Here is a 20,149-nt window from a genome sequence, read left to right on the forward strand (position 1 = left end):
TCATCCCTTCTTATACGCTTGGTTTAGTGTTAGCGTAAATAGACGTTAATTTGCTTGCTGGAACCCATAGATCATGATATTTACGGTAGTCAACTTTCCATGCATCCGCTTTTTGGTTTACTTCTGGTGTGAAAGTACGTGTTTTATCAGTTTTGCTGATTGCAATTGGTGCATCTTTTGTTGCAATTAACCAGTTAATGTCTAAAGCTCCATCAGCAACTTTGAACCCACCAGCTTCTTGACCAGTAGTTGTACCATCAAGAAATTCAAATTGTGTTTTTAATAATTTAGACGGTGCTCTAACGATTGCATTGTCATTAAAAGTGTTTACTTCAACAGATAATGCGCCTTTTGCTAACATTGCTTTAGATATATAATCTTTACCAGCTTTAGCAAGTTTCCCTGCTAAAATAGGGCTTAACGTGATGACCACTTCTTTAGTTCCGATTACATCTTCCATTGCGTTTAAGTCAGCAAGCAACTCATCCACTAAGGTAGCATCAGTTAAAGCGATAGAACGTGTTTGTCCGGCTCCGATTGCTAACGTTGCTAGTTTTGAGTAACGGTATGCATCAATTTCTGGGATTACTTGTACACGTTGAAATTCTCCCATTACAGTTCCAGCCGTTACGACAAAAGCAGTTTCATCTACATCCATTGCATCGATTGAGAAAGTACGTCCACGATCTTGTGTAAGTTTATAAGTTTCCCATTCTAGTGTTACATCTCCACCAACAAACCCACTTGTGCGATCATAGTCAGCAAGACCATCCATCAAGATGCTAGGTAGTTTAACTTCGTTACCACCGCTATATCTAATTAAGTTTTCGTTTGTTTCCATCCATCCTGTTGTTGATTCTTGTACTACTTGTTTATCTAGAGCTGGTTGAAAAATTTTTGCATATTCTAATACGTTTGGCATTTAATTTCCTCTTTTCTTTTTATTATTCTGATTTAATTCCTAGTGCTGCTTCAAACGCAGCTGTTGCATCTGCTTCTGGACTAGCTTGTTTACCTGTATCTAATTTGTTATCTACTACTTTGTACCTTGGTGCAGCTGGGTCGGTGTTTTGCATTTTGGTTGTGTCTTCTGATCCAAAGAAAGAAGGGTTATTTTCTTTTAACGATTTAACTTTGTTGTCTAATTCGATAATGTTGCCGTCTTTATCTGTTTCAACTTCACCTAGCTTAAATAACATGTAATCAACGTCTGACACACCTTCTTTAGTCAATGCTTCCTTCAACGCATACGTTTTGCGTTCTGCTGCAAGATCTGTTTGTAGCTGAGTAACTGTTGTTTCATGTTCTTTGATTGTATTTTGAAGAGCTTCAACATCTTTGTTATCTTTCTTTAAAGAATCCAATGTTTCGTTAGCGCTCTTTAGTTCTTCCACTTTAGAGTTGAAATCTGTTTTAGGTACGGCATTCTTAGGAAATTCCGCGTCTATCTCCTTATTTGCTTCTACCAAGTCAACAGTTTCATCTTCCTTAGTGTGTTTTTCTAAAATCGTTTTGATCCAATCCATAATATGATTCTCCATTCCTTTTTATTCTGGTTGGTACCAGTTAGAGGTGCGAGATATTCCGCTCACATTCGGTATTAAGACTTTTAAAGTCATTCTCCAGGACATAATAAAAAGCCACTTTATAAAAGTAGCTTTTGGTATAGATTTATTCCAATGAAAGCGTTACACTCGTTGTAGAAAGTGAGGTGAACAAAATATGAACTATAAACAAATGGTATTAACTGATTTTTTACTGAATAATATATTAAGCATTTCTGATTTTAAACTTGTATTTGAAATGGATAACAAACTTTATACCGGTGACTTTACTAAGAAAACAGCTAACGGTTATCCTACAATAGATTTTTTCTCTCCCGGATGGGGATATGAAACAAATGAAAATATCCTTGATTCTGCAAAACGACAAGAATTAAGAATAGGTTTTTTTAATTATACTTTTGGTGAAAATGCCAAATTAGGAAATAGAGTGTTTGAACAATACACGCAAAATATGCATCACTTGATTTTAAAAGATATAACTGGATACATCTCTAATTTAGAAAAAAATTACTTTGATGAAGATATCGTAATTCCGGAAGTAATCTTAGGATTAAAAAATATTGAAACTAACCAATCTTTCGAGCATTACTTAGTTATTGGGAAAGAATTCAATCCTGTTTCATTCATCAAATCAAAATAGTATCCTAGCCACCTCATTAGAGGTGGCTCTTTTTAACGAGATCGGTATATTTTTAGCAATAGTCTATTTACCCATTTGACTAGAAAACGTTTCATTACTAGCACCTCGCAAACTGTTACTAATCATCGCTCCTATATCAATACCGCCACTGATACCTCCATCGATGCCATCGACTTGACCTTGTTCCGCTTTCTTTCTGTTCATCTCATGCAATTCTTTCTTGATGCCTTGCAACTCGCTGATAACAGCTTTTTCAAATGGTGTCATTGCCATATCAATCATCCTCTTTTCTTTTTAGGAATCCACTCTATTTCATTATCTGAGATATCTAACACGCCTAACTTCTCGTATTCTCTATCAGACATCTTGTCTAACAGTTTTCCAAAGTCTTTTGTGCTGTGTTTCTTGCTTAATTCTCCAACATATTCGGTATACTTCTGTTTACCTATTTCATTTTGAACCTTTTTACTAACGTACCAATCACTATATTTATTATATTCAACTACTTTTTTAGTTACGTTGTCTTTACGCAAATTAGGTGTTAGGCCGTTAACAACAGCAATTGTTGTACATCTACAGTTAATATCAAGTGAAGCACGACCGAATAATCTCGGTGCATCTGCTGTGTATCCATTAAACTTAAATTTTTTATCAACTGCTACTGTTTGACCATCTAATTCTTGATGTGAATGCCTGGTTTTCTTATCCAGTGTAGCCATCCACATCTTTTCCATCTTCACACCTTTATTTACAGCTTCTTGATATGATTTTTGCTTAGCAGTTGATTGAACCCTTCCACCTTCTGTCCTTGCTATCCTTAAAGATTGTTTGTAACTGGCTTCTGTTAGTTCTCCGATTTCTTTAGCAACAACAGCATATCCTTTACCTTTAACTGCTCCATTTAACAAAGCTGTAGTTACCTTTTCAGCTAGATCATCACGCTTCTCATACAACCGCTTAGAGAACGATTTTCCGGCTATTTTCTTTTCGACTAATCTTTCGATATAGCTTTCATTTAACATTGGAAAATTTAATTGAAGGTTCTCTGCTTCTTCCAAGGCATACCAGACACCATAGTAACCAGTATTGGCTTCACCAGAAATGTATTGATGAATAGCAAGGTTTGTTTTGTCGTTCATTTCCCAAAGGATTTCATCAATTTTATTCGCTATCTTTATTTGATTGTCTACTTCTAACCGCTTGGAAAAGGTTAACTTATCATAGTTATCAATGTATTGTTTAATCTCATTCTTCAATTCTTTTAGAGCATCTTTATAAAAAGTGAACAACTCTTTATCCATCGTTTTATAGGATTTAGTGTTTAATAAACTAAGTTCCTTATTCCACTTGTCCAACTGTTCCATCAATAGCACCTACTTCAACTGGATCTGTTTCATCTTGTAAACCAGAAGTAAATTCCTGCTCTTCAATCATCAATTGGACCTCTCCCCAATCCAATTCGAATTGCTCACAAATCAGCCTAAGAACACTCTCATCATCTAGCCTTGGAGCAACTAATAGAATAGACTCAACGATAACTTTCTTAGCATCTGCCTCGTTCTTAGCACGTTCTACTATGTCGTTTTCATTGACCATCGTTTCTCGTGTGATAGTTACTTTGATATCGCTAGCCTTATAAGCTTTGTTAAACCGTCTATTGATGTCACTGACAATCATTTCATTCATCCATGACAACATAGCCCTTAGTCTAACTTCAGCTTTATTAGCTTTCATATCAAGCAATGCATAGCGTGACTTGATGACTACGTTAGTGATGTTTCCATCGCCTATTTGAGTTGAATCAAATCCCATCCCAAACTTGTAAATGGCATCTTTATCTATTTCTAACTTAGTTTTTCTAGCTTCAATTGGAATATTAACAGTTTGTATATCTAATCCACCGTTTTCACCAGTACCTACTACTTTTTTTGCTTTAACATTTTGGCGTAACTTGCTCAAATCATCACCGCGAAATCCTTTTACAACGTATATAGCTTCAGCAAAGTCTTGTAGGTTATTGGATAAGAAACAAGCCATCAAATCGTAATCATCAATCAATGGTTTAATAGGTTCTAAATCCGTTAGCTCTTTCTTGTTATTGCTTAATCGATAGAATGGCAAAGTGCCATATGAACGTTCTAACATCTGGCCATCATCTGTTCGTGCAATGACATGTGTCCGAGGATTCAATTCTCGATTAGCATCCAAAATAAACCGCTTGTTTTCGTCTTTGATGTAAAAGGTTACCTCTTTATCGTTCCATACCTCAGCATGTGTGACAGTCACGTTCTTGCCATTTCTGGTGATGTCTTTATCGTAATAACGAACGATTGCTTTACGGTCCCCGTTATCATCAAACACATCAAAGGTTTGTATGCTATCTGATACCTGAAAGCATAATCTATCTTTATTATTAGTCCTGGCATAAGCAAATTCATGACCTTTAATTGATGCACCTTCTAATGCTTCTTGTAAGAATAGCTGCATGTCATCGTCGTAGTATTCTTCCAAATAAGTTTTAAATGTCTCATCTTCCACTTCTAACTCAATCGGATTCGATAATAAATACTGTACCTTTTGATCAACTTGTTCTGTAAAGAAAGCATGCGGTATTTTAACGTTAGATGCATTGGTATCTTCTCGCAACACATCGTTATCATCGACGAAAAAGATTCGATTAGATAAAATATCATGTTCGTAGTTGTAATAACGCTGTCCTATTCGTGCTTTTTCTTTAGTTTGCGATGCTCTATCATCAGCAACTGTCTTATTTAAAGCCGTTGCTACGACTTGCGGGTTCTCACTTAATAAATACTTGTCATCCACTTTATCACCTCTCTTAATATAGCCAACCGCCACTGTCCATTGCGTTGCTATAGATTGCATATCTCACGGAATCTTGCACGTCATCGTTCTGCTTAACTGGTTCTCCTGTCTTAGAGTTCCAAACATATTGATAAACTTCATCCAAGAACCGTTCTACCCGTTGCCTAACGATAAAAAACATGTTTTGCTTGTAACCTTTAGCTACCATTTCAATTCCGCTTAATACAGCTTTATTTGCGTTAAAAGCATAGAATCCTTCATCAACAAATCGAACAACATGTTCTGGTCTTGCTGAATCGCAATAGAAAGGAATCTTGCTGCCAAACTCTTTAACTACTTCTTTTGCTATGCTAACCCAATAATCAATATCTTTATGTTGGGCCGCATATTCACGAATCAAATACTTGATACCATCATGTGTTTCACCAATTACTACTATGGATCCCCAGTGTTCATAACCCCAGTCGACACCAGCATAATACTTGGTAATTGTTTTCCATGGCACCTTATCCTCATCAATGACATGTATCTTTTCGTCAAAGTCTGAATATATAGCTCCTTCACCAATGGTCCACAAACCAAAAATACCCCTATCCGTAAACATACCGGATGGAGTAGTTTCAATGATGTTATTTATATAACGTTCACTTAGAAACGTATTATCTTTTATAGTGAAGTGAAAGCTTAAAATATTTTTAGAAGGATTATCAATATAATTTTTCTTTAACCAATGTTCTGGATGGTCCGGATTGGTATCGGCAATTATTCTTGCACCTGCTCCAGAACAACGTTTAATTATTTCATCGAATACTTCTTTGTTAGCAAGCGAAGCCTCATTGATGTATGCGCCATAAGCTGTCATACCACGAATGCTTTTTAAACCAGCAATTGTACCTGTAAATGTCTGTATGACTTTTACGCCAAACAGCTTAAAGTTATTATGCTTATCAAACTTGAATTCGATGCCGTATTTGTTCGTTATTTCTTGGAGCACGTTCGTTTGAATCGTTCCAGATGAAACGCCACCTAGAATATACATCGGTTCATCTACGCCTTCTTTTGCAGCTAATTCTTTAACGCGGATCAATTCATTTAGAAATAAGTCGTTATCTAATTGCGTTTTTCCGGCACGAACCGCCCCATGATTTATAAGCATGAACCAATCTTCTTGACGGGTACGCTTAAATATTTGCGTTTGCTTCTTTGTATACAAACTCTTAAGAGCCATCTATTTCAGCTCCTAGCTTAGTGAAGTAGTCTTTCAACTTATCTTCAGTAGAAGTATCGACTTTAATATCTTTCTGCAGTTTATCAATTTGCGCTTGCATCAATTTCAATTTAAGGGTGCTTTCGCCACCTATCAGCTTATTTAATTCAATTAAAGCTCGCTGTTTATCATAAAGCTTAACAGACACTCCGTCTTTACCCTTCTTAACTTCTTGTACTAATGTTCCGTCTATCTCTCTTGAGTTTTTAAAATGCAACTCGTTTCGATATATCGGCATCATCTCGCCATGATCATCAAGCTGTGGCATTCCATTATCATCTTCAATATAATCAACAAATACCTTCTTAAACTCAACGTAATCAGTTATGTCAGAAAAAGCCTGCTTCATCCATTCATTTACGATGTCTGCATCATCAATCAACCAGTCATTCATCCTAGCTTGCTTGATACGCTTGATTTCAGCTCTTATGCCGTCTTTTGCCATCAATCTGTAACTATTAGCATGTGCTGTTCTGTATTCCACATCATAAGCCATTTGATAGCTCTTAGTAGCATTGTGATTTTGAGTAAAATATAAGCAAAATAACTTTTGTTGCTCATTCAATTCTTTACTATCACCTAATGCATCAATAGCTTTTTGTGTTGCAATGTTTTTGTGTTGCGTTGCGCGTTTTGTTGCAACATTTTTTGTTGCGTTGCGTTTTTCCCACTTCTCACGATTCTTTCTACTTCTTAAAGTGGCTGGCTTAATATCATACTTCTCAGCAAGTGCCTTCATCGTTATATCTGTTTCTTCATACTCTATTCGTATTGCTTCCCAATTCATGACATATCCACCACCACCTGTATTTAAATTTATGTATAAAAAAAGACCTACAAAAGGCCTTTTCTAATTTCCATTATTTTCTTCTAAATATTTTTTAGTTCTAAATGAATTTGTTTGACAATTAGGACAAGTAAAAGTTTCCCATTCATTCACTTCGAGTGCATGGACCACTATTTGATCTACTTCCCAACATTTTGAACAAATTGGTGCGTCGTCTTTTGGAATATAATAAAAATCGCCTATTCTTTTTATACCTTCAGTTTGTTCTTTAGTACGTTTTAATTCTTCAAGATTCAGTCTTAATTCTCTGTTTTCATCTAACAAATCATATACCCCTAATTGAATATCTTTTAAAATATTTAGGGTCTGTATATCGTTTGCTCCTGAAGCGAAATTCCTTGCATCTTTCAACATACCTTTTAAGTCTGGATACGACATAACCTACCTCCTTGTTATAACATCTATTATAACAAAAACTCCCGCAAATTAATGCAGGAGTTTTTAGGAGGATTCTTTTAATTTCACACTATCATAGTATCACATAAACAGTGGTGTTTTTTTCAATATTTTTTTAACGGCTAAACTCTTATTTCTAGAGCATCCAATCCAAAAAGAAGAATTGTTATTTCTTTAATCGCAAGTTTCGTATCACGGTAAACGGTACCTTGTTCAACATTTAAATTTTCACATATCTCTTTTACCGTCAATCTATCTTCCGATAAGTAACGCCACTTTAAGACATCATACCGCCTTTTTTCTTCAACACTTCCATGTCCACAGTCCCAATCATATGCTATTAACATTCTATCTACATGTTTAAGCATTTTAGCTGTTTTATAACGATACTGCATAAGCGATTCTAATGTTAACTCTTGCAACTCGAATATAGTTCCTTCAATTTCTTCTATTTCGGAATCAATCTCACTACAATGATCTTTCAATTTACGATAATTTTTAAGTAATAATTCAGTGTTCCTTAAACGCCAATCTTTTTGTTCTTTTTTTATCTTTACTTGATGTTTTACATAAACACGAATAGCTTCTTCAGCTGCAGCTTCTGAAATAATTTGTAGTTGACGTTTTGTTAATTCTTCTGCCATACTATTCTCCCTCCAATGCTTTTATAGCACTTTCCGTTTGTTGATACTCAGTACCGTAATCATCATCTAGTTTTACTAATAACCTATTGAGTAAATTTGATGAACTGGTATCTCCAGAAATATTCATACGATGTAATTCTTTAAAACTTATTTCTTGCAGCTCGTTTCTAAAATCTTGAAGTGTTTTGTCACTTTTTAAATCTAAGCCTAATTTTATTTGCGAAGGATCCATTACTTATCATCTCCGAAATAATCATTATTTATTTGATGCAACTGCCACTTATAGCCCCATGCTTCATTTTGACTTTCTACAAGTTCGTTGCTCACGTTTCCTAGCTCCGCTTCAAGTCGGTGATTAACAACGGTTAGGCGCGTATTTTCTCTCAACATGAAAGCAAATCCAATTACTAGTACAAGGAATGAAATATAAGTTAACAATGTCGACACGGTTTCTTTTCTCATTCAGATACCTCCATTCTTAATTCAAATCGATAATTCGTTTTGTAAGATAGTTCCAACATTTCTCGATTCATTTGTTCATAAAGTTCGTGAAATCGGACAGCTTTCTCTTTGTAATCTCTACCCTCATCATAGTCACGATCTAATTCACGTTTTAGATTTTCTAATTCATTCAATTTATTTTCTACCGCGCGCTGCTCTTTAAACCATTCACCCAGCGAAACATCTCGTCTGGGTAATGGTCCTCTTGCTTTTAACATAGCAATCACTCCTTCTTAGAATGGTAAATCGTCATCTTGAATATTAATTGGTTGCCCACCGTATCTTTGCTGTTGGTATCCACCTTGTTGATAATTATTTTGTTGCTGATTTTGTCCATAATTTTGATTATTTCGTTGTTGGTATTGTCCTGCGTTGTTATTTCCAGAACCTTTTGTTTCAATGAAAGTCAGTTGATTTACGATGCAGTCATTCGTATATACTCGTTCACCTTTTGTATTATCATAGCTACCTGTTTGCCACGATCCGCTTACTCCTAACCGTTCACCTTTTTTGATATTAGCAATCAATTCAGCTGTTTTCTTGAATGCTTTAATACGGATGAAATCAGCTTCTACACCATCTTGACTTTTAAACGCTCTGTTAACTGCAATAGTAGCCGTAGTAATAGCCATACCAGCTTGCGAATAAGACATTTCAGGATCTTTTGTTAAACGACCGATTAAATTTACACTGTTCATATTAAGCTCCCCTTTTATCAATAAATGATTTTAATTTGATGGCTGTTTCTGACTTGCTCCAATCGCTTTCTTGCTTGTCTGCTATGCAATAAGGACATTTATAGATGGAGGTGATGCCGAACCGTAATGATTCATGCATCACTCCATCGTTGCATTCTGGATGATTGCATTTATTTGGCATCAATATCACCTGCTACTTCCAAGGCCATTAAACCTTTTATTTTGTTGTATTCTTCCGGATTAAATTGATATGCTGATTCTCTTTCATCCGTCAACTTAATGATTGAATTGACGGATAAACCAGCGTTATACTCAATCGCTACATTCTCGACGTACCTACCATTTGCTTTGAGTATCACTTTTCATCCTCCACATTCCATTTACCATATTCAGAAACTCCGTCATCATCTGTTGCTAAATATTCACCATCAACCGTATAAGTAGTAACGGTATATCCTTCATAGCAATCCCCGCAATAACGATTTTCTTCATATTCGATATAGTCATCACCTTTTTTTAAGGTTTTTTCACAATATTCACATCTCATTCCGCATCCTCCTAGAATCCGTAATCAATATCTGTCCGTTTATCTTTAGTTTTTTCAAATTTGATAACATGCCCTTTTGTTCCTCTAAATAAACGGCTAACTAATCGCTTGTCATACATGTTAATTAATTCAGCGCTTGATAGATTCGTAGTGAATATGGTTGGCTTGTCCATTCGTCCGTTAACGATTGCGTTTAACGTCCTAACCGTCCAATCCGTAGCGCCTTTATCCGTGCTGATAGCTCCGGTTTCAGCACCCAAATCATCAAGTACCAATAAATCCGCTTTGATCAGTCGTTCAACCATTGATTGTTCACTAAATCGTGATTGTTTATTGCTAAAGCTGTCTTTAATCCGGCGCATCAATTCATCAACAGACACAAACAAACATCTTCTGTACGGATTGCTAAATTCATTAACTGCTTGCAGCATAGCCATCGACAAATGACTTTTACCAGCACCTACCACTCCACTAAAGGCAGTATTATAAGTTGCTCCTTTTAAATATTCACCAGCTATATGCCTAGCAAGCTTCTTATTCTCAATCGTTTCTTTTTCATCCTCAATGTAAGAAGCAAAAGTTGCATGCCTTATTGATTCATCGCTAAAGATGGATTGTTTTCTTAACCAGTCATACGTAGTCCGCTTATGATATTTAGCAGCAGCTTCCTCTGTCATTTCATTGTTTTCTATAAGGATTTTTTCCATTGCACACTTTTTGCAAAAAGGTTTTAATTCCCGGAATTGTACTAAATTACATAAATGTTCATCACATATCAGATTTGATTCTTTTAACTCACCCAACAAAGGAAATTCGAGTGGTTTTACATCCATCATTTCTTTTCGTGCCAACGTATCTTGCTTTTTTTGTTCAACATCCTTTAGCAAGTCAGCAGTTCTAGAATCCAAGTTGTTCTTCATAAGGGTTTACCTCCTTCTTAGGAGTATCGTATTCATCATTCCAACGTTCTTTTTGGAACCATCTACCGCCATCCATTGGTTTAAGCCAAGTTTTGTTTGCTTCCAGATGATTGACGTACGTTTCTACACCTTTTTTAACGGCATCAATAGACGTTCCATTTTTAACTGATTTCTTAAATGCTGCCAACGCTTCTTTACGCATTGTTTTTTTAGGATAAAGTTTCCAAATCTCAGAAAAGAGAGTGTCCATCGAATCTTGTTTTGATGTATTCTTTTTATTACTTTCTTTCTCTAGTTCTAATTCTAGTTCTAAATCTAGTTCTGTACCGTCACGTGACGTCACGCTAACGTCACTCTTATTTTCCAATTGTTTCTGTTTCTTTTTTTCACGATACTTCTTGTTTCTTTCAGCATTTTGTAATCTTATTTTGTCCATGCCGTCAATGTTTTGATGTTTTTCCCAGTTGTTAACAAACATTGTTCCATTTTCAAAAACATCAATCATATTAAAGATTTTCAACGTCTGAATTGCTAACCGTATTACATTGACAGGTTTATTAAATAGCGTTGCAAGCATTTCATCGTTGTATGGCATATTTTCACCGATGTAAATTTGTCCATCTGAATTAGTTTTGCCAGCTAATGTTAGCAGCCTAACCCAAATAACTATGATTGCATCAGCTTCCGGCATAGCTTGGATAAGTCGGATTTTTTCATCATCAAACATATTGACGGTTAATTTAATCCACTTTATTTCAGCCATCTTTTACGCTCCTATCTTGAATTCTTTTATTTGTTCTGGTGTTAATTTAATAGGCACTAATATATGTTTTTTCATAAATGTTTCAATACCAATCGTATGTTGTTCGTTATGATGTTTACGACACAAAGCCATAAATCGATGCTGTGAGTGATCAATCTTCTTTCTATTCCTTCCAGCTCCTACCGCTTCGTAATGGGCCACATCTGCATGATGTTCACCACATACAAAACATGTGCGATGTTTAAGATAAAGAAATAGAATCCTAGTAATGTCACTACTCAAATGGAACTGTTGATATTTGAAAGGAATCTGATTATCAAAACAAAATCCGAGAATGTATTCAATGAACTCTCCAGCAAATAATTGGCTAATACTGTAACTACCCATGCTGAAAGTTTCGATTCCTTTATAACCAGAAAACATCACTTTCATCAATTCCTTGACATATTCGGGAGGATAACCGGTATAAAGAGAGATGTCATTGAATAATGCATGAATCATGCTGTTTTGATCTCTCGTCATATTGCGGTCATCCACTAACCGGATGATACTTCTTGGATTTCCTTTTATGCTCATACGCTGCGCTTCTGTGATGTCAAATTCACGATCTAATTTAAACGTAATTTCATCACCCTGCACTCTTAATAACTTTCCTTCGTATTCCATTTCATCACACCTTACTTAATACGGTAGATCATCAATTGCGTAAGGGATAGCGTTTGTTTCATCCGCTACAAACTCAACTTCAATTTCGCTATTTATTAGGAACTCATTCAAGTTGTTTAATTGATTTTGCGTACCCTTCACCCGGATAACATTTATAAGAACTTGTTCATGCTGCATGTTGTTTAGCGGCTCGTTAAACGGTGTTTCTGAAACTTTAGCTTGTTCCATAAGAGATAGTTCATCTTGTTGTTTCGCAAGAAAGGCTTCATGTTCAATTCGTTTCTGCTCCTGTTCAGCAGCTAACTTATTTTTACGTTCTTTCTCTAAATTGATTAGATCGATAACTTCTACCGCATTACGATGTTCTAACTGACTAACCCATCCAGCTGCTTCAATTTCTTGCGCTTTACAGAATTCAGTTAAGATTTTAATTTGAGCTTCTTTATATTCTTTTTCTTTCACTGCATCTTGGATTGTTTTATCAATTTCTTCATTTAATTTTTTAGTTGGGTTTAATTTACTGGTCCACATTCCAGCATTAGTCCATGTGCTCATTGCTGTTATTTCGATGTCTAAGCCTTCGTATTTTTCTTCGAGGACTGTATCCAATGCTTCGCTTCTTTCAGAACGTTCAGCATTTTCTATCTCTTTTAGACCGTCTCTAATTTGATTCAACGGAACATCAATTAATTTATTTAATTCTTTAATTTTCCCCTCATACTCATTAAGCGGTTCGTTATATGCCTTTTTAATTGTTTTGCGTTCCGATTCGAATTTGTCACGTATTTCTAAAAGTTTGCTGCGTACTTCTTCAGCACCTTTTTTGTCATCACGAGTGAAAGCTAAATTTGTATACTTATCTGCAAAACCTTGCACGATTTCTTTCATTTCGCCATAACGATTTACTTCTAAAGTAGCCGGCTCGTACATCGTTCCTAAACTATTTTCTCTGATAGTTTCCAATTCATTACTCATTATTTATTCCCCCAATTCACTGGCTGTGTTGTTCTTCCCTGCATCATGCTGCCTTGCTCATAGTTTTGTTGCGGCGGTTGCGGTTGCGGTTGCGGTTGCGGTTGCGGTTGTTGCTGATTTTTAACACTCATAAGGTATGCTTTCATATGTCCTAACGTTCTTGCACGGTCTACTTCTTTAATGTCGTTAGCGCCCTCTTTTTGAGCTATTTCAACGTAAAATTGTTGAACGTTTATACCCAAATCTTTTAATTGTTTTACATAAGTTAAAATTGCATCATTGATATTTGGTTCTGGTTTATAAGATGTTTGCTGCGGTTCTTGAGGTACAGAACGATCATCAAAATTCTGTTGCTGTGGATTTGTCTGACTATTGTTCTGATTATTCATATTTTGTTGATTATCTTGATGTTCATTTGTATCAGCATCCTTTGTGTCATCAATCAAATACAAACCGTTAAGAGCGTATTTACGTGCATAAGATGATGCAGTACCTGTTATTTGGCTTTCATCCATACCTTTTTTATTTAGTGGCTCTCTTGCATATGATGAAACATCAACAAATACGGCGTTTTTTACGTCTTGTAAAACGGCTGTCGCTTTGATGTAGTGCCACTCTCCAATCAAAACCGGTTCATCTCTTAAATAAAGAACTAATCCATATTCTTTATTCAAAGGTTTAACAGCTTCTAAAATATCTTCTTGAGAACGATAACTGTATTTTCCGAAGTTGTTAAATTGACCTTTTGGAGCTTTTAATTTAGCTTGTATTTCAAGTAATTTTTCGTTAAAACTTATTTCCTCAGTCATTATGCGTTCCTCCAAATTTTGTGATATACTCTTGTAAATAATATTTTCTAACCGATCAACTAGGATGGCTGTCCTGGTTGGTCATTTTTTATTCTGATTGGTTCTGGTAAAATTTGGTTAATTTGTGACTGTCTGCCGTCATAAGGATCTCTTTTGTTCACTTTAAAATTCGGATATTTTTCTATTAACATTTGATGAACTAATTCCGGATTATCAGCAGTAAAGTAAACCTTTTTGCTGTTTTCTCCAACTGCGCTCCACGTCATCCGATTACCCCCATTTCTATTCCGCCTACTATTCCAGTAATCAACAAGAGAACAACTACAGCGATTATTGAAGCTTCTTCCGTAAAACCATCATCATCAAACATACGAAATGTTTTGTTTTTAAAGCTTTGAACAACTGTAGATGAGATAATTAAATTTCTAATTGTCGTTAGCGACATGTGACACCTCCATCTTCACTTGCTATTGAGTACGTTAAAAATATTTCTGCGGATATGCTCAGGAACTTTAACTTTTGTTAGGTCTTTAATAATATTCCCTTTCATATCTACATTTATGATTCTGCAATCATCTTTTGACTTACTCATAACCTAAACCTCCGTTTCAGATTGACTGTTTAAATGTTTGATATTCATTGCTAATTCTAAAGACGGTGTCCACATGGTTGCTATTTCCATAGCTTCATCAAATCTTAGTTTCGGTATCTCTTCATAACTTGCGACTTCAAAATAATTTTTGACTTCTCTCCAATGTTCAGAAATTGCTACTCTGTATAGTTCTGAATATGCAGCGGATTTTTTACCTCCTACAGCAGCCATTGAATTTGCTCTAACTAGCTTAGATAGTTTAGATTTTTGAAGTCTACTTAAATCCACTTCATTTTTTAGACTTTCTACATCATCAGAAACATCCGCCAATCTGCGTTTGATTTCTTTTTGATTTTCTAAAGTAGCAATCATGATATCTTCTTGACTCATTGGTGTTTGGTAACTGCCAGTTTCTCTAATAGAAGGAATCACTTCATGTGTTATCCACCGTTTAAAAGATTTTGCTTCTGGTTTACGGCTTGATAAGACTAAACTGTATAAACCAAACTCATTTACAATATTAGCTTCTCCTTGACGACCTAGATTCAATCTAGACCGTTCATCGTCATCTAATCTTTTGATTGCATCACTCGGATTTTTAATATCCAAAATATTACATACATCGATTGCAACAAACCAAGGATCATTATTGATAATTTGAGTTCTAACATTTTGACTATCAAAATTAAAAATTTGTAAGTTGCTCATTATGCATTCTCCTTTTTTTCTGATTCTAGTAAGCTTTCCACGGTAACTCCAAAGTATTTAGCTACTTTCATTAAATTCGTACTCGATGGAACAGCTTCATTCCATCTGGCTACTGCTCCATTAGAAATACCTGTATCTCGCTCAATCCGGTAAATAGAAACACCTCTTTCATCTGCCATTTTTTTAACATTGTCATAAATCCCCACAACGCAACCTCCTTTCTATCTAAGATTTCCGTCTATTTACTATTGACAAACATTAGATTGTAATCTATTATTTAGGTATAGCAAATAGCCCTTATCGTTTACGGGACTTGTCCTATAAACGATAGGCGAAAATCTATTAATTTAAGAGCGCTCCCTCAAGCACATCCTTATCTTAATAGATTCAAATCTATTTGTCAATAATTAAATTAGATTTATATCTATTATTTTAAGGAGAATTGTATAATGAATTCTAAAGAGATTATAAAAAATTTAGTCAGTCAAAGTAATAAGGTATCTACCATTGCAGAACTAGAAAGAAAACTAGATATATCTAATGGAACAATTAGTAAATGGGATAAAGCTAAACCAACTACTGATCCATTAACAAAAATAGCTAAATTCTTCGACGTTTCAACAGATTATTTATTAGGGCTTACCGATAAACCAAGACCGGAAAAAACAATTTCATCTACTGATTTAGATGAAATATTAGATGGCATGATGAGTTTTGATGGTAAACCTATGACTAAAAATGATAGAGAAGCAATTCGTGCATACCTTGAAGGAAGATTCAGTAATAAGTGAGGGATAAGTATATGGACAGCGTTCTTGATTTACTTAAAAGAAATGGAATTGAAATGATATTAATAACTCTAGATAACAACGGATATTATGATCCCTCTTTAAAAATCATTTTTATTAATCAAAGTTTGAATGAAGAAAAACAAAAAGAAGTTATTCTTCATGAATTAGGCCATGCATTAAATCATAAAGATTTGTCAGCTTTATATAATAAACCAACATTTAGATTTAAGATGGAAAATGAAGCTACATCTTTTATGATGAAAAGTTTAATAGATGAATCAGAAGGTCATTTTAATTATTCTGATGTAATAGAAAATTATAATTTAGGTATTGGATGGGAATGCAAATTAAAATAAATCTAGTGTTATTAAGTATTTCAGATATAATTTAATTATCAATAAAGGCTAATAATTTTTATTGATTAAAATTACTTAAACATTGGAGGAATCAAATTGACTACTTTCAAATTTGGTACAATTGGTAAGAAAACAGTAGAATTAGATGGAGATATTCTTTCGTTAAAAGGAGCAATTGGTAAAAAAGTCGAAATGAATTTTAACGAAATTCAAACAGCATACATAACCCCTGCTTCTTTATCTAAAAACGGTACAGTTTATTTTAGTAAAGACGGTAAAAATTCGTCAAACGCTGCTATCGATAAACACGGATTTATGTATACAAAAGGACAACTAAAAGATGTTGAATTATTGATAGAAGAATCTGGGATTGAAGCAGTCTTTACAGATAAGCCAGAAAGCATCAAAAAAACTCGTGTGTCCGTTAAACTAGTTAGTGGTAAAGAACAACTAGGAACTAAAAAAGATAGCATTACGCTAGTAGAATTAGAACCTGGTATCGTTTCTGCAAACGTTCGTCAATATAAATTCACTGGATTCGATTGGGGCGAACAAAAGTATCGTTCTGGTGGTAAAGCTGTGGCTGGTGCCGTAATCGGTGGTGTGTTAACTGGTGGAATCGGTGCATTAGCTGGTGCAGCAATTGGTGGGAAAAGACGTGATGCATCAAAAGCAACAATCCATCTAGTTGATAGAGGAACAAATAAGCCCGTTCAATTGATTGTTGAATGCGACGAAAAAAAAGCTCGTGAATTAGGTAAATTAACAATGTATTTTGAATAAAAAAATTTATAGTTAGATCTTTCAAAGCTACTATTCTAGGAAAAAATTCAATTTAAGGAGGAGACTACTATCAAAAGTATTGATTTACTTGTTGCTATTCTTTTACTACCCGCAGGTGCTTTTATCGAGAAATATTTAGATACATACAATTTGAATTATTTGTGGGGATCTTTACTTATTGTATTCATCGTAGTTTTCTTTTTTTTACTAAGATGGTTATTTATCAAAAGAAAATTTTATATAGATGAAATAATATTATTAAATAACAAAATTTTAAACTTAGAAAGTACGGTAACGAAACTAGAAGCTAACAATAAGGGGTTAAATGAAAATTTAATCACAAAAGAAGAAGAACTAGAAAACGTAGAGTCAGGATTTAAGTATCTTAATTCCAAAATTATCAAACAAAAAGAATATTTACATCTTATATTATCTAAGCTTCCTTCTGAAAAAATGGATGAAATTACTAAAACTATCGAAATAACTCAATTAATAGACGGAGGCGATAAATTATGACTGAATTTAAAATAGCTAAAATAATTAGTGATACTACAGTCGTTATAACTGGTGGCACAACTCAAGGTATTAAAGAATCTGAGGAATTTACAATCTATGGTAAATCTGATGAAGAAGTAACAAATCCAGATACTGGAGAAGTCCTTGGCACATTGGATGTAATAAAAGGTAAAATAAAAGTTATTGCTGTATATGAACACATGAGTGTTTGTGAGAATGTTGAAAGAACAAACCTGAATACTCCACAAATAGATAATAGTTTTGGTCAATTCGTTAGAATAAAACCATTAAATGTGGATAGAGCTCAAATTACTGGTGGTTATTCACCTACTGCAACTCCACTAATAAAAATAGGAGATTTAGCAATACGGTCAAAATAAATTAAATAAAAAAGAACATACCCTCCCTCGCCAAAGTTGGGGTATGCTCGACCGATATAGACAAATATCCACGCTGTCGTGTGGTGCTATTTGCTGTATCCTATTCTAACACAAAAATAGGAGGAAAAACATATGGTAACAGCTATTTATGTACGTGTAAGTACCGAAGAACAAGCAAAGGAAGGATATTCTGTAGGCGAACAAACTGAACGAATGAAAGCTTATTGTGATGCAAAAGGATGGAAAAACATCAAGTTGTATACAGACGCTGGATTGAGCGGATCAAATATGAATCGCCCTGCCCTTCAAAAAATGTTAACAGATATAGACCGCAAAGAAGTAAACAGAGTTGTCGTATATAAATTGGATAGACTATCTCGCTCTCAAAAAAATACATTATTTTTAATTGAAGATGTATTTATGAAAAATGATATAGATTTTGTCGATATCACAGAAAATTTAGATTCATCTACTCCAATTGGTCGTATGATGATTGGTGTAATGTCTGCCTTCTCGCAACTTGAGAGAGAGTGGATAAAAGAGCGTATGGCTATGGGTCACGAGGCTAGGGCAAAAGCTGGCTTATATCACGGAGGTGGTCCAGCACCAATTGGCTATGACTATGAAGACGGCTTACTGGTTATAGATCCTTATGAAGCAATGCAAATTAGATACCTTTATGAGGAATACGCAAAAGGTACTTCGCTTAGAGAGCTAAAAAGACTAATGAATGAAAAATATAAAACAAAACATGGAGCATGGACCAGCGACAGCTCCATTAGAAGAAGCTTATCTCAAAAACTTTATATAGGTAAAATAACTTTTAAAGACGATGTTTATGACGGTTTGCATGAACCAATCGTTTCTAAAGAACTATTTAATGAAGTACAAGCAAAACTAAAGGAACGTTCCTGGGGGAAAAGAAACGCTGGCAAATCCAGACCTTTTACCGCTAAAAGTTTACTAACCGGTCTGCTTTATTGTGGTCACTGCGGTGCTAGATACTTTGGTCGTAGTCAATTATATGTTTATAAAGATAAAAGAGAACCAAGACATTACTATACTTGCTACTCCCGTTGCGGTCATCCATTACACATGGTTAAAGATCCTACTTGTAAAAATAGGAACTATCCCGTAAAAAAACTGGATGCAAAAATTTTAAATGAAATAAATGTTCTTTCTCTCAATTTAGATTCATTAGATACCATGGTCACGCATCAAAACGAAACTTCACAAAAATCTATTCTATTATCTCAATTGAGTAAATTAGATAAACAGATATCAAAACTATTGGACCTTTTACAAAATGATAAAATGCCGTTTGAAGCTGTTTCAAAACGTTTAGAAACTCTTAACATCGATAGAAAAATAATTTTAACTGACATTGATAATCTTAAAGAAGAACCAAAAATAGCAGTATCTGAAGCTAAAAGAATCATAACGTCTATTGATGAATCATTTGATGATCTTGATTTAATGAAAAAACGTAAACTTATCCATGATTTAATAAACAAAATTACAATAACTGATGATGACATCACTATTCAATGGGCCTTTATTTGTTAATTTTTCTTATGTGTCAATTACAAGCCTTCTCATTTACTTGCGTCTGTAAAAACATTGGTTCATCAATTTCCACAGGATCTTCAACGGTAATTACTTGTTGTTTGTTTTTATGATAACTTTCACGAACAAGCTGATACATGGTTGTAGTTTTCCCTGATCCTACAGGTCCTGAAAAAATAAGCAGCCCACTATTAAACTGAGCCAAGCTCTCTATTAACTTGACTTCTTTTTTAAAATAAGCTGTCTTTGATAAAGATAAGTTTACGGTTTGATTTAATATTCTTATGACCATAGATTCTTGCGTTCTAAAATTGGTTATAGTTGAAAAACGAAGTGCTATATTTTTTCCTTGAACCATTAATTGTGCTGCTCCACTTTGCGGCTTTCTCCTCT

At 34.6% G+C, this 20,149-nt stretch carries 34 protein-coding genes; 7 read left to right on the forward strand and 27 right to left on the reverse strand.

Annotated elements, in window-relative coordinates; genetic code table 11:
- Window positions 1–10: 10 nt before the first annotated feature.
- Window positions 11–922, reverse strand: coding sequence for a hypothetical protein (locus ABS911_RS05980; protein ID WP_350466782.1), 912 nt, complete (start codon window positions 920–922; stop codon window positions 11–13).
- A 22-nt stretch (window positions 923–944) separates the two neighbouring features.
- Window positions 945–1,526 carry a phage scaffolding protein gene (locus ABS911_RS05985; RefSeq protein WP_350466783.1) on the reverse strand — a complete coding sequence of 194 codons (582 nt, stop codon included), beginning with the start codon at window positions 1,524–1,526 and terminating at the stop codon, window positions 945–947.
- A gap of 196 nt (window positions 1,527–1,722) precedes the next feature.
- Between ABS911_RS05985 and ABS911_RS05990 the strand changes: the two genes are divergently transcribed.
- The gene (locus ABS911_RS05990) at window positions 1,723–2,205 is read left to right on the forward strand and encodes a hypothetical protein (RefSeq protein WP_350466784.1); all 483 of its coding nucleotides are present in this window, start codon (window positions 1,723–1,725) and stop codon (window positions 2,203–2,205) included.
- 63 nt (window positions 2,206–2,268) lie between these two features.
- Here ABS911_RS05990 and ABS911_RS05995 read toward each other — a convergent pair whose 3' ends face one another.
- The 24 genes from ABS911_RS05995 to ABS911_RS06110 all read right to left on the reverse strand — a co-directional run bounded on the left by ABS911_RS05995 (window position 2,269) and on the right by ABS911_RS06110 (window position 15,570).
- Complete coding sequence (locus tag ABS911_RS05995; protein ID WP_350466785.1) at window positions 2,269–2,478, reverse strand: hypothetical protein; 210 nt, start codon at window positions 2,476–2,478, stop codon at window positions 2,269–2,271.
- 5 nt (window positions 2,479–2,483) lie between these two features.
- Window positions 2,484–3,569, reverse strand: a complete 1,086-nt coding sequence (locus ABS911_RS06000) for a phage head morphogenesis protein (protein WP_350466786.1) — start codon at window positions 3,567–3,569, stop codon at window positions 2,484–2,486.
- The gene (locus tag ABS911_RS06005; protein WP_350466787.1) at window positions 3,544–5,031 is read right to left on the reverse strand and encodes a phage portal protein; all 1,488 of its coding nucleotides are present in this window, start codon (window positions 5,029–5,031) and stop codon (window positions 3,544–3,546) included. The genes ABS911_RS06000 and ABS911_RS06005 overlap by 26 nt, the downstream gene beginning before the upstream one ends.
- Window positions 5,032–5,044: 13 nt before the next feature.
- Entirely contained in the window at window positions 5,045–6,259 is a 1,215-nt protein-coding gene (locus ABS911_RS06010) for a PBSX family phage terminase large subunit (RefSeq protein ID WP_350466788.1), read from the reverse strand.
- Window positions 6,249–7,085 (reverse strand): terminase small subunit, encoded by an 837-nt coding sequence (locus ABS911_RS06015; protein WP_350466789.1) that lies wholly within the window; start codon window positions 7,083–7,085, stop codon window positions 6,249–6,251. The genes ABS911_RS06010 and ABS911_RS06015 overlap by 11 nt, the downstream gene beginning before the upstream one ends.
- Before the next feature lie 63 nt (window positions 7,086–7,148).
- Complete coding sequence (locus tag ABS911_RS06020; protein ID WP_350466790.1) at window positions 7,149–7,523, reverse strand: hypothetical protein; 375 nt, start codon at window positions 7,521–7,523, stop codon at window positions 7,149–7,151.
- Between the two features lie 140 nt (window positions 7,524–7,663).
- Entirely contained in the window at window positions 7,664–8,185 is a 522-nt protein-coding gene (locus tag ABS911_RS06025; protein WP_350466791.1) for a hypothetical protein, read from the reverse strand.
- Window position 8,186: 1 nt separating this feature from the next.
- Entirely contained in the window at window positions 8,187–8,417 is a 231-nt protein-coding gene (locus ABS911_RS06030; RefSeq protein WP_350466792.1) for a hypothetical protein, read from the reverse strand.
- A complete protein-coding gene (locus ABS911_RS06035; protein ID WP_350466794.1) occupies window positions 8,417–8,647 on the reverse strand; it encodes a hypothetical protein in 231 nt (76 codons plus the stop codon). Before ABS911_RS06035 ends, ABS911_RS06030 begins: the two co-directional genes overlap by 1 nt.
- Complete coding sequence (locus ABS911_RS06040) at window positions 8,644–8,904, reverse strand: hypothetical protein (protein ID WP_350466795.1); 261 nt, start codon at window positions 8,902–8,904, stop codon at window positions 8,644–8,646. Before ABS911_RS06040 ends, ABS911_RS06035 begins: the two co-directional genes overlap by 4 nt.
- A 15-nt stretch (window positions 8,905–8,919) precedes the next feature.
- Complete coding sequence (locus ABS911_RS06045) at window positions 8,920–9,384, reverse strand: single-stranded DNA-binding protein (protein WP_350466796.1); 465 nt, start codon at window positions 9,382–9,384, stop codon at window positions 8,920–8,922.
- 1 nt (window position 9,385) lies between these two features.
- On the reverse strand, window positions 9,386–9,565 hold the full coding sequence (locus ABS911_RS06050) for a hypothetical protein (RefSeq protein ID WP_350466797.1): 180 nt from the start codon (window positions 9,563–9,565) through the stop codon (window positions 9,386–9,388).
- Window positions 9,555–9,743, reverse strand: a complete 189-nt coding sequence (locus ABS911_RS06055; protein ID WP_350466798.1) for a hypothetical protein — start codon at window positions 9,741–9,743, stop codon at window positions 9,555–9,557. Before ABS911_RS06055 ends, ABS911_RS06050 begins: the two co-directional genes overlap by 11 nt.
- Window positions 9,740–9,931 (reverse strand): hypothetical protein, encoded by a 192-nt coding sequence (locus tag ABS911_RS06060; protein ID WP_350466799.1) that lies wholly within the window; start codon window positions 9,929–9,931, stop codon window positions 9,740–9,742. Before ABS911_RS06060 ends, ABS911_RS06055 begins: the two co-directional genes overlap by 4 nt.
- 11 nt (window positions 9,932–9,942) lie before the next feature.
- On the reverse strand, window positions 9,943–10,851 hold the full coding sequence (locus tag ABS911_RS06065) for a DnaA ATPase domain-containing protein (RefSeq protein WP_350466800.1): 909 nt from the start codon (window positions 10,849–10,851) through the stop codon (window positions 9,943–9,945).
- Window positions 10,829–11,614: a phage replisome organizer N-terminal domain-containing protein gene (locus ABS911_RS06070; protein ID WP_350466801.1), complete on the reverse strand. Its 786-nt coding sequence runs from the start codon at window positions 11,612–11,614 to the stop codon at window positions 10,829–10,831. The genes ABS911_RS06065 and ABS911_RS06070 overlap by 23 nt, the downstream gene beginning before the upstream one ends.
- A 3-nt stretch (window positions 11,615–11,617) precedes the next feature.
- Window positions 11,618–12,280 carry a putative HNHc nuclease gene (locus ABS911_RS06075; RefSeq protein WP_350466802.1) on the reverse strand — a complete coding sequence of 221 codons (663 nt, stop codon included), beginning with the start codon at window positions 12,278–12,280 and terminating at the stop codon, window positions 11,618–11,620.
- 15 nt (window positions 12,281–12,295) lie between these two features.
- The gene (locus tag ABS911_RS06080) at window positions 12,296–13,255 is read right to left on the reverse strand and encodes a DUF1351 domain-containing protein (RefSeq protein WP_350466803.1); all 960 of its coding nucleotides are present in this window, start codon (window positions 13,253–13,255) and stop codon (window positions 12,296–12,298) included.
- Complete coding sequence (locus ABS911_RS06085) at window positions 13,255–14,064, reverse strand: ERF family protein (RefSeq protein WP_350466804.1); 810 nt, start codon at window positions 14,062–14,064, stop codon at window positions 13,255–13,257. Before ABS911_RS06085 ends, ABS911_RS06080 begins: the two co-directional genes overlap by 1 nt.
- A 59-nt stretch (window positions 14,065–14,123) precedes the next feature.
- The gene (locus ABS911_RS06090; RefSeq protein WP_350466805.1) at window positions 14,124–14,330 is read right to left on the reverse strand and encodes a hypothetical protein; all 207 of its coding nucleotides are present in this window, start codon (window positions 14,328–14,330) and stop codon (window positions 14,124–14,126) included.
- The gene (locus ABS911_RS06095; protein ID WP_350466806.1) at window positions 14,327–14,509 is read right to left on the reverse strand and encodes a hypothetical protein; all 183 of its coding nucleotides are present in this window, start codon (window positions 14,507–14,509) and stop codon (window positions 14,327–14,329) included. The genes ABS911_RS06090 and ABS911_RS06095 overlap by 4 nt, the downstream gene beginning before the upstream one ends.
- A gap of 15 nt (window positions 14,510–14,524) precedes the next feature.
- The gene (locus ABS911_RS06100; RefSeq protein ID WP_350466807.1) at window positions 14,525–14,656 is read right to left on the reverse strand and encodes a hypothetical protein; all 132 of its coding nucleotides are present in this window, start codon (window positions 14,654–14,656) and stop codon (window positions 14,525–14,527) included.
- Window positions 14,657–14,659: 3 nt separating this feature from the next.
- Entirely contained in the window at window positions 14,660–15,364 is a 705-nt protein-coding gene (locus ABS911_RS06105) for an ORF6C domain-containing protein (protein WP_350466808.1), read from the reverse strand.
- A complete protein-coding gene (locus ABS911_RS06110) occupies window positions 15,364–15,570 on the reverse strand; it encodes a helix-turn-helix domain-containing protein (protein ID WP_350466809.1) in 207 nt (68 codons plus the stop codon). The genes ABS911_RS06105 and ABS911_RS06110 overlap by 1 nt, the downstream gene beginning before the upstream one ends.
- Before the next feature lie 243 nt (window positions 15,571–15,813).
- Here ABS911_RS06110 and ABS911_RS06115 point away from each other — a divergent pair, with 243 nt between their 5' ends.
- The 6 genes from ABS911_RS06115 to ABS911_RS06140 all read left to right on the forward strand — a co-directional run bounded on the left by ABS911_RS06115 (window position 15,814) and on the right by ABS911_RS06140 (window position 19,756).
- Window positions 15,814–16,155 (forward strand): helix-turn-helix domain-containing protein, encoded by a 342-nt coding sequence (locus tag ABS911_RS06115; protein ID WP_029276244.1) that lies wholly within the window; start codon window positions 15,814–15,816, stop codon window positions 16,153–16,155.
- 11 nt (window positions 16,156–16,166) lie between these two features.
- Window positions 16,167–16,511, forward strand: coding sequence for an ImmA/IrrE family metallo-endopeptidase (locus tag ABS911_RS06120; protein WP_350466810.1), 345 nt, complete (start codon window positions 16,167–16,169; stop codon window positions 16,509–16,511).
- A 96-nt stretch (window positions 16,512–16,607) separates the two neighbouring features.
- Window positions 16,608–17,294, forward strand: coding sequence for a hypothetical protein (locus tag ABS911_RS06125; RefSeq protein ID WP_350466811.1), 687 nt, complete (start codon window positions 16,608–16,610; stop codon window positions 17,292–17,294).
- 150 nt (window positions 17,295–17,444) lie between these two features.
- Window positions 17,445–17,810, forward strand: a complete 366-nt coding sequence (locus tag ABS911_RS06130) for a hypothetical protein (protein WP_350466812.1) — start codon at window positions 17,445–17,447, stop codon at window positions 17,808–17,810.
- Entirely contained in the window at window positions 17,807–18,190 is a 384-nt protein-coding gene (locus ABS911_RS06135; protein WP_350466813.1) for a hypothetical protein, read from the forward strand. The genes ABS911_RS06130 and ABS911_RS06135 overlap by 4 nt, the downstream gene beginning before the upstream one ends.
- 132 nt (window positions 18,191–18,322) lie before the next feature.
- A complete protein-coding gene (locus ABS911_RS06140) occupies window positions 18,323–19,756 on the forward strand; it encodes a recombinase family protein (protein ID WP_350466814.1) in 1,434 nt (477 codons plus the stop codon).
- A gap of 13 nt (window positions 19,757–19,769) precedes the next feature.
- Here ABS911_RS06140 and ABS911_RS06145 read toward each other — a convergent pair.
- The coding region (locus ABS911_RS06145) for an ATPase, T2SS/T4P/T4SS family (RefSeq protein WP_350466815.1) at window positions 19,770–20,149 on the reverse strand (380 nt) is incomplete at its 5' end.

The organism is Carnobacterium sp., from assembly GCF_040274425.1.

Excerpts from the sequence above, each read along its gene's own strand:
- ABS911_RS05980 (WP_350466782.1), bottom strand. The coding sequence starts at position 922 with ATGCCAAACGTATTAGAATATGCAAAAATTTTTCAACCAGCTCTAGAT.
- ABS911_RS05985 (WP_350466783.1), bottom strand. The coding sequence starts at position 1,526 with ATGGATTGGATCAAAACGATTTTAGAAAAACACACTAAGGAAGATGAA.
- ABS911_RS05990 (WP_350466784.1), top strand. The coding sequence starts at position 1,723 with ATGAACTATAAACAAATGGTATTAACTGATTTTTTACTGAATAATATA.
- ABS911_RS05995 (WP_350466785.1), bottom strand. The coding sequence starts at position 2,478 with ATGGCAATGACACCATTTGAAAAAGCTGTTATCAGCGAGTTGCAAGGC.
- ABS911_RS06000 (WP_350466786.1), bottom strand. The coding sequence starts at position 3,569 with ATGGAACAGTTGGACAAGTGGAATAAGGAACTTAGTTTATTAAACACT.
- ABS911_RS06010 (WP_350466788.1), bottom strand. The coding sequence starts at position 6,259 with ATGGCTCTTAAGAGTTTGTATACAAAGAAGCAAACGCAAATATTTAAG.
- ABS911_RS06015 (WP_350466789.1), bottom strand. The coding sequence starts at position 7,085 with ATGAATTGGGAAGCAATACGAATAGAGTATGAAGAAACAGATATAACG.
- ABS911_RS06020 (WP_350466790.1), bottom strand. The coding sequence starts at position 7,523 with ATGTCGTATCCAGACTTAAAAGGTATGTTGAAAGATGCAAGGAATTTC.
- ABS911_RS06025 (WP_350466791.1), bottom strand. The coding sequence starts at position 8,185 with ATGGCAGAAGAATTAACAAAACGTCAACTACAAATTATTTCAGAAGCT.
- ABS911_RS06030 (WP_350466792.1), bottom strand. The coding sequence starts at position 8,417 with ATGGATCCTTCGCAAATAAAATTAGGCTTAGATTTAAAAAGTGACAAA.
- ABS911_RS06035 (WP_350466794.1), bottom strand. The coding sequence starts at position 8,647 with ATGAGAAAAGAAACCGTGTCGACATTGTTAACTTATATTTCATTCCTT.
- ABS911_RS06040 (WP_350466795.1), bottom strand. The coding sequence starts at position 8,904 with ATGTTAAAAGCAAGAGGACCATTACCCAGACGAGATGTTTCGCTGGGT.
- ABS911_RS06045 (WP_350466796.1), bottom strand. The coding sequence starts at position 9,384 with ATGAACAGTGTAAATTTAATCGGTCGTTTAACAAAAGATCCTGAAATG.
- ABS911_RS06050 (WP_350466797.1), bottom strand. The coding sequence starts at position 9,565 with ATGCCAAATAAATGCAATCATCCAGAATGCAACGATGGAGTGATGCAT.
- ABS911_RS06060 (WP_350466799.1), bottom strand. The coding sequence starts at position 9,931 with ATGAGATGTGAATATTGTGAAAAAACCTTAAAAAAAGGTGATGACTAT.
- ABS911_RS06065 (WP_350466800.1), bottom strand. The coding sequence starts at position 10,851 with ATGAAGAACAACTTGGATTCTAGAACTGCTGACTTGCTAAAGGATGTT.
- ABS911_RS06070 (WP_350466801.1), bottom strand. The coding sequence starts at position 11,614 with ATGGCTGAAATAAAGTGGATTAAATTAACCGTCAATATGTTTGATGAT.
- ABS911_RS06075 (WP_350466802.1), bottom strand. The coding sequence starts at position 12,280 with ATGGAATACGAAGGAAAGTTATTAAGAGTGCAGGGTGATGAAATTACG.
- ABS911_RS06080 (WP_350466803.1), bottom strand. The coding sequence starts at position 13,255 with ATGAGTAATGAATTGGAAACTATCAGAGAAAATAGTTTAGGAACGATG.
- ABS911_RS06085 (WP_350466804.1), bottom strand. The coding sequence starts at position 14,064 with ATGACTGAGGAAATAAGTTTTAACGAAAAATTACTTGAAATACAAGCT.
- ABS911_RS06090 (WP_350466805.1), bottom strand. The coding sequence starts at position 14,330 with ATGACGTGGAGCGCAGTTGGAGAAAACAGCAAAAAGGTTTACTTTACT.
- ABS911_RS06095 (WP_350466806.1), bottom strand. The coding sequence starts at position 14,509 with ATGTCGCTAACGACAATTAGAAATTTAATTATCTCATCTACAGTTGTT.
- ABS911_RS06100 (WP_350466807.1), bottom strand. The coding sequence starts at position 14,656 with ATGAGTAAGTCAAAAGATGATTGCAGAATCATAAATGTAGATATGAAA.
- ABS911_RS06105 (WP_350466808.1), bottom strand. The coding sequence starts at position 15,364 with ATGAGCAACTTACAAATTTTTAATTTTGATAGTCAAAATGTTAGAACT.
- ABS911_RS06115 (WP_029276244.1), top strand. The coding sequence starts at position 15,814 with ATGAATTCTAAAGAGATTATAAAAAATTTAGTCAGTCAAAGTAATAAG.
- ABS911_RS06120 (WP_350466810.1), top strand. The coding sequence starts at position 16,167 with ATGGACAGCGTTCTTGATTTACTTAAAAGAAATGGAATTGAAATGATA.
- ABS911_RS06135 (WP_350466813.1), top strand. The coding sequence starts at position 17,807 with ATGACTGAATTTAAAATAGCTAAAATAATTAGTGATACTACAGTCGTT.
- ABS911_RS06140 (WP_350466814.1), top strand. The coding sequence starts at position 18,323 with ATGGTAACAGCTATTTATGTACGTGTAAGTACCGAAGAACAAGCAAAG.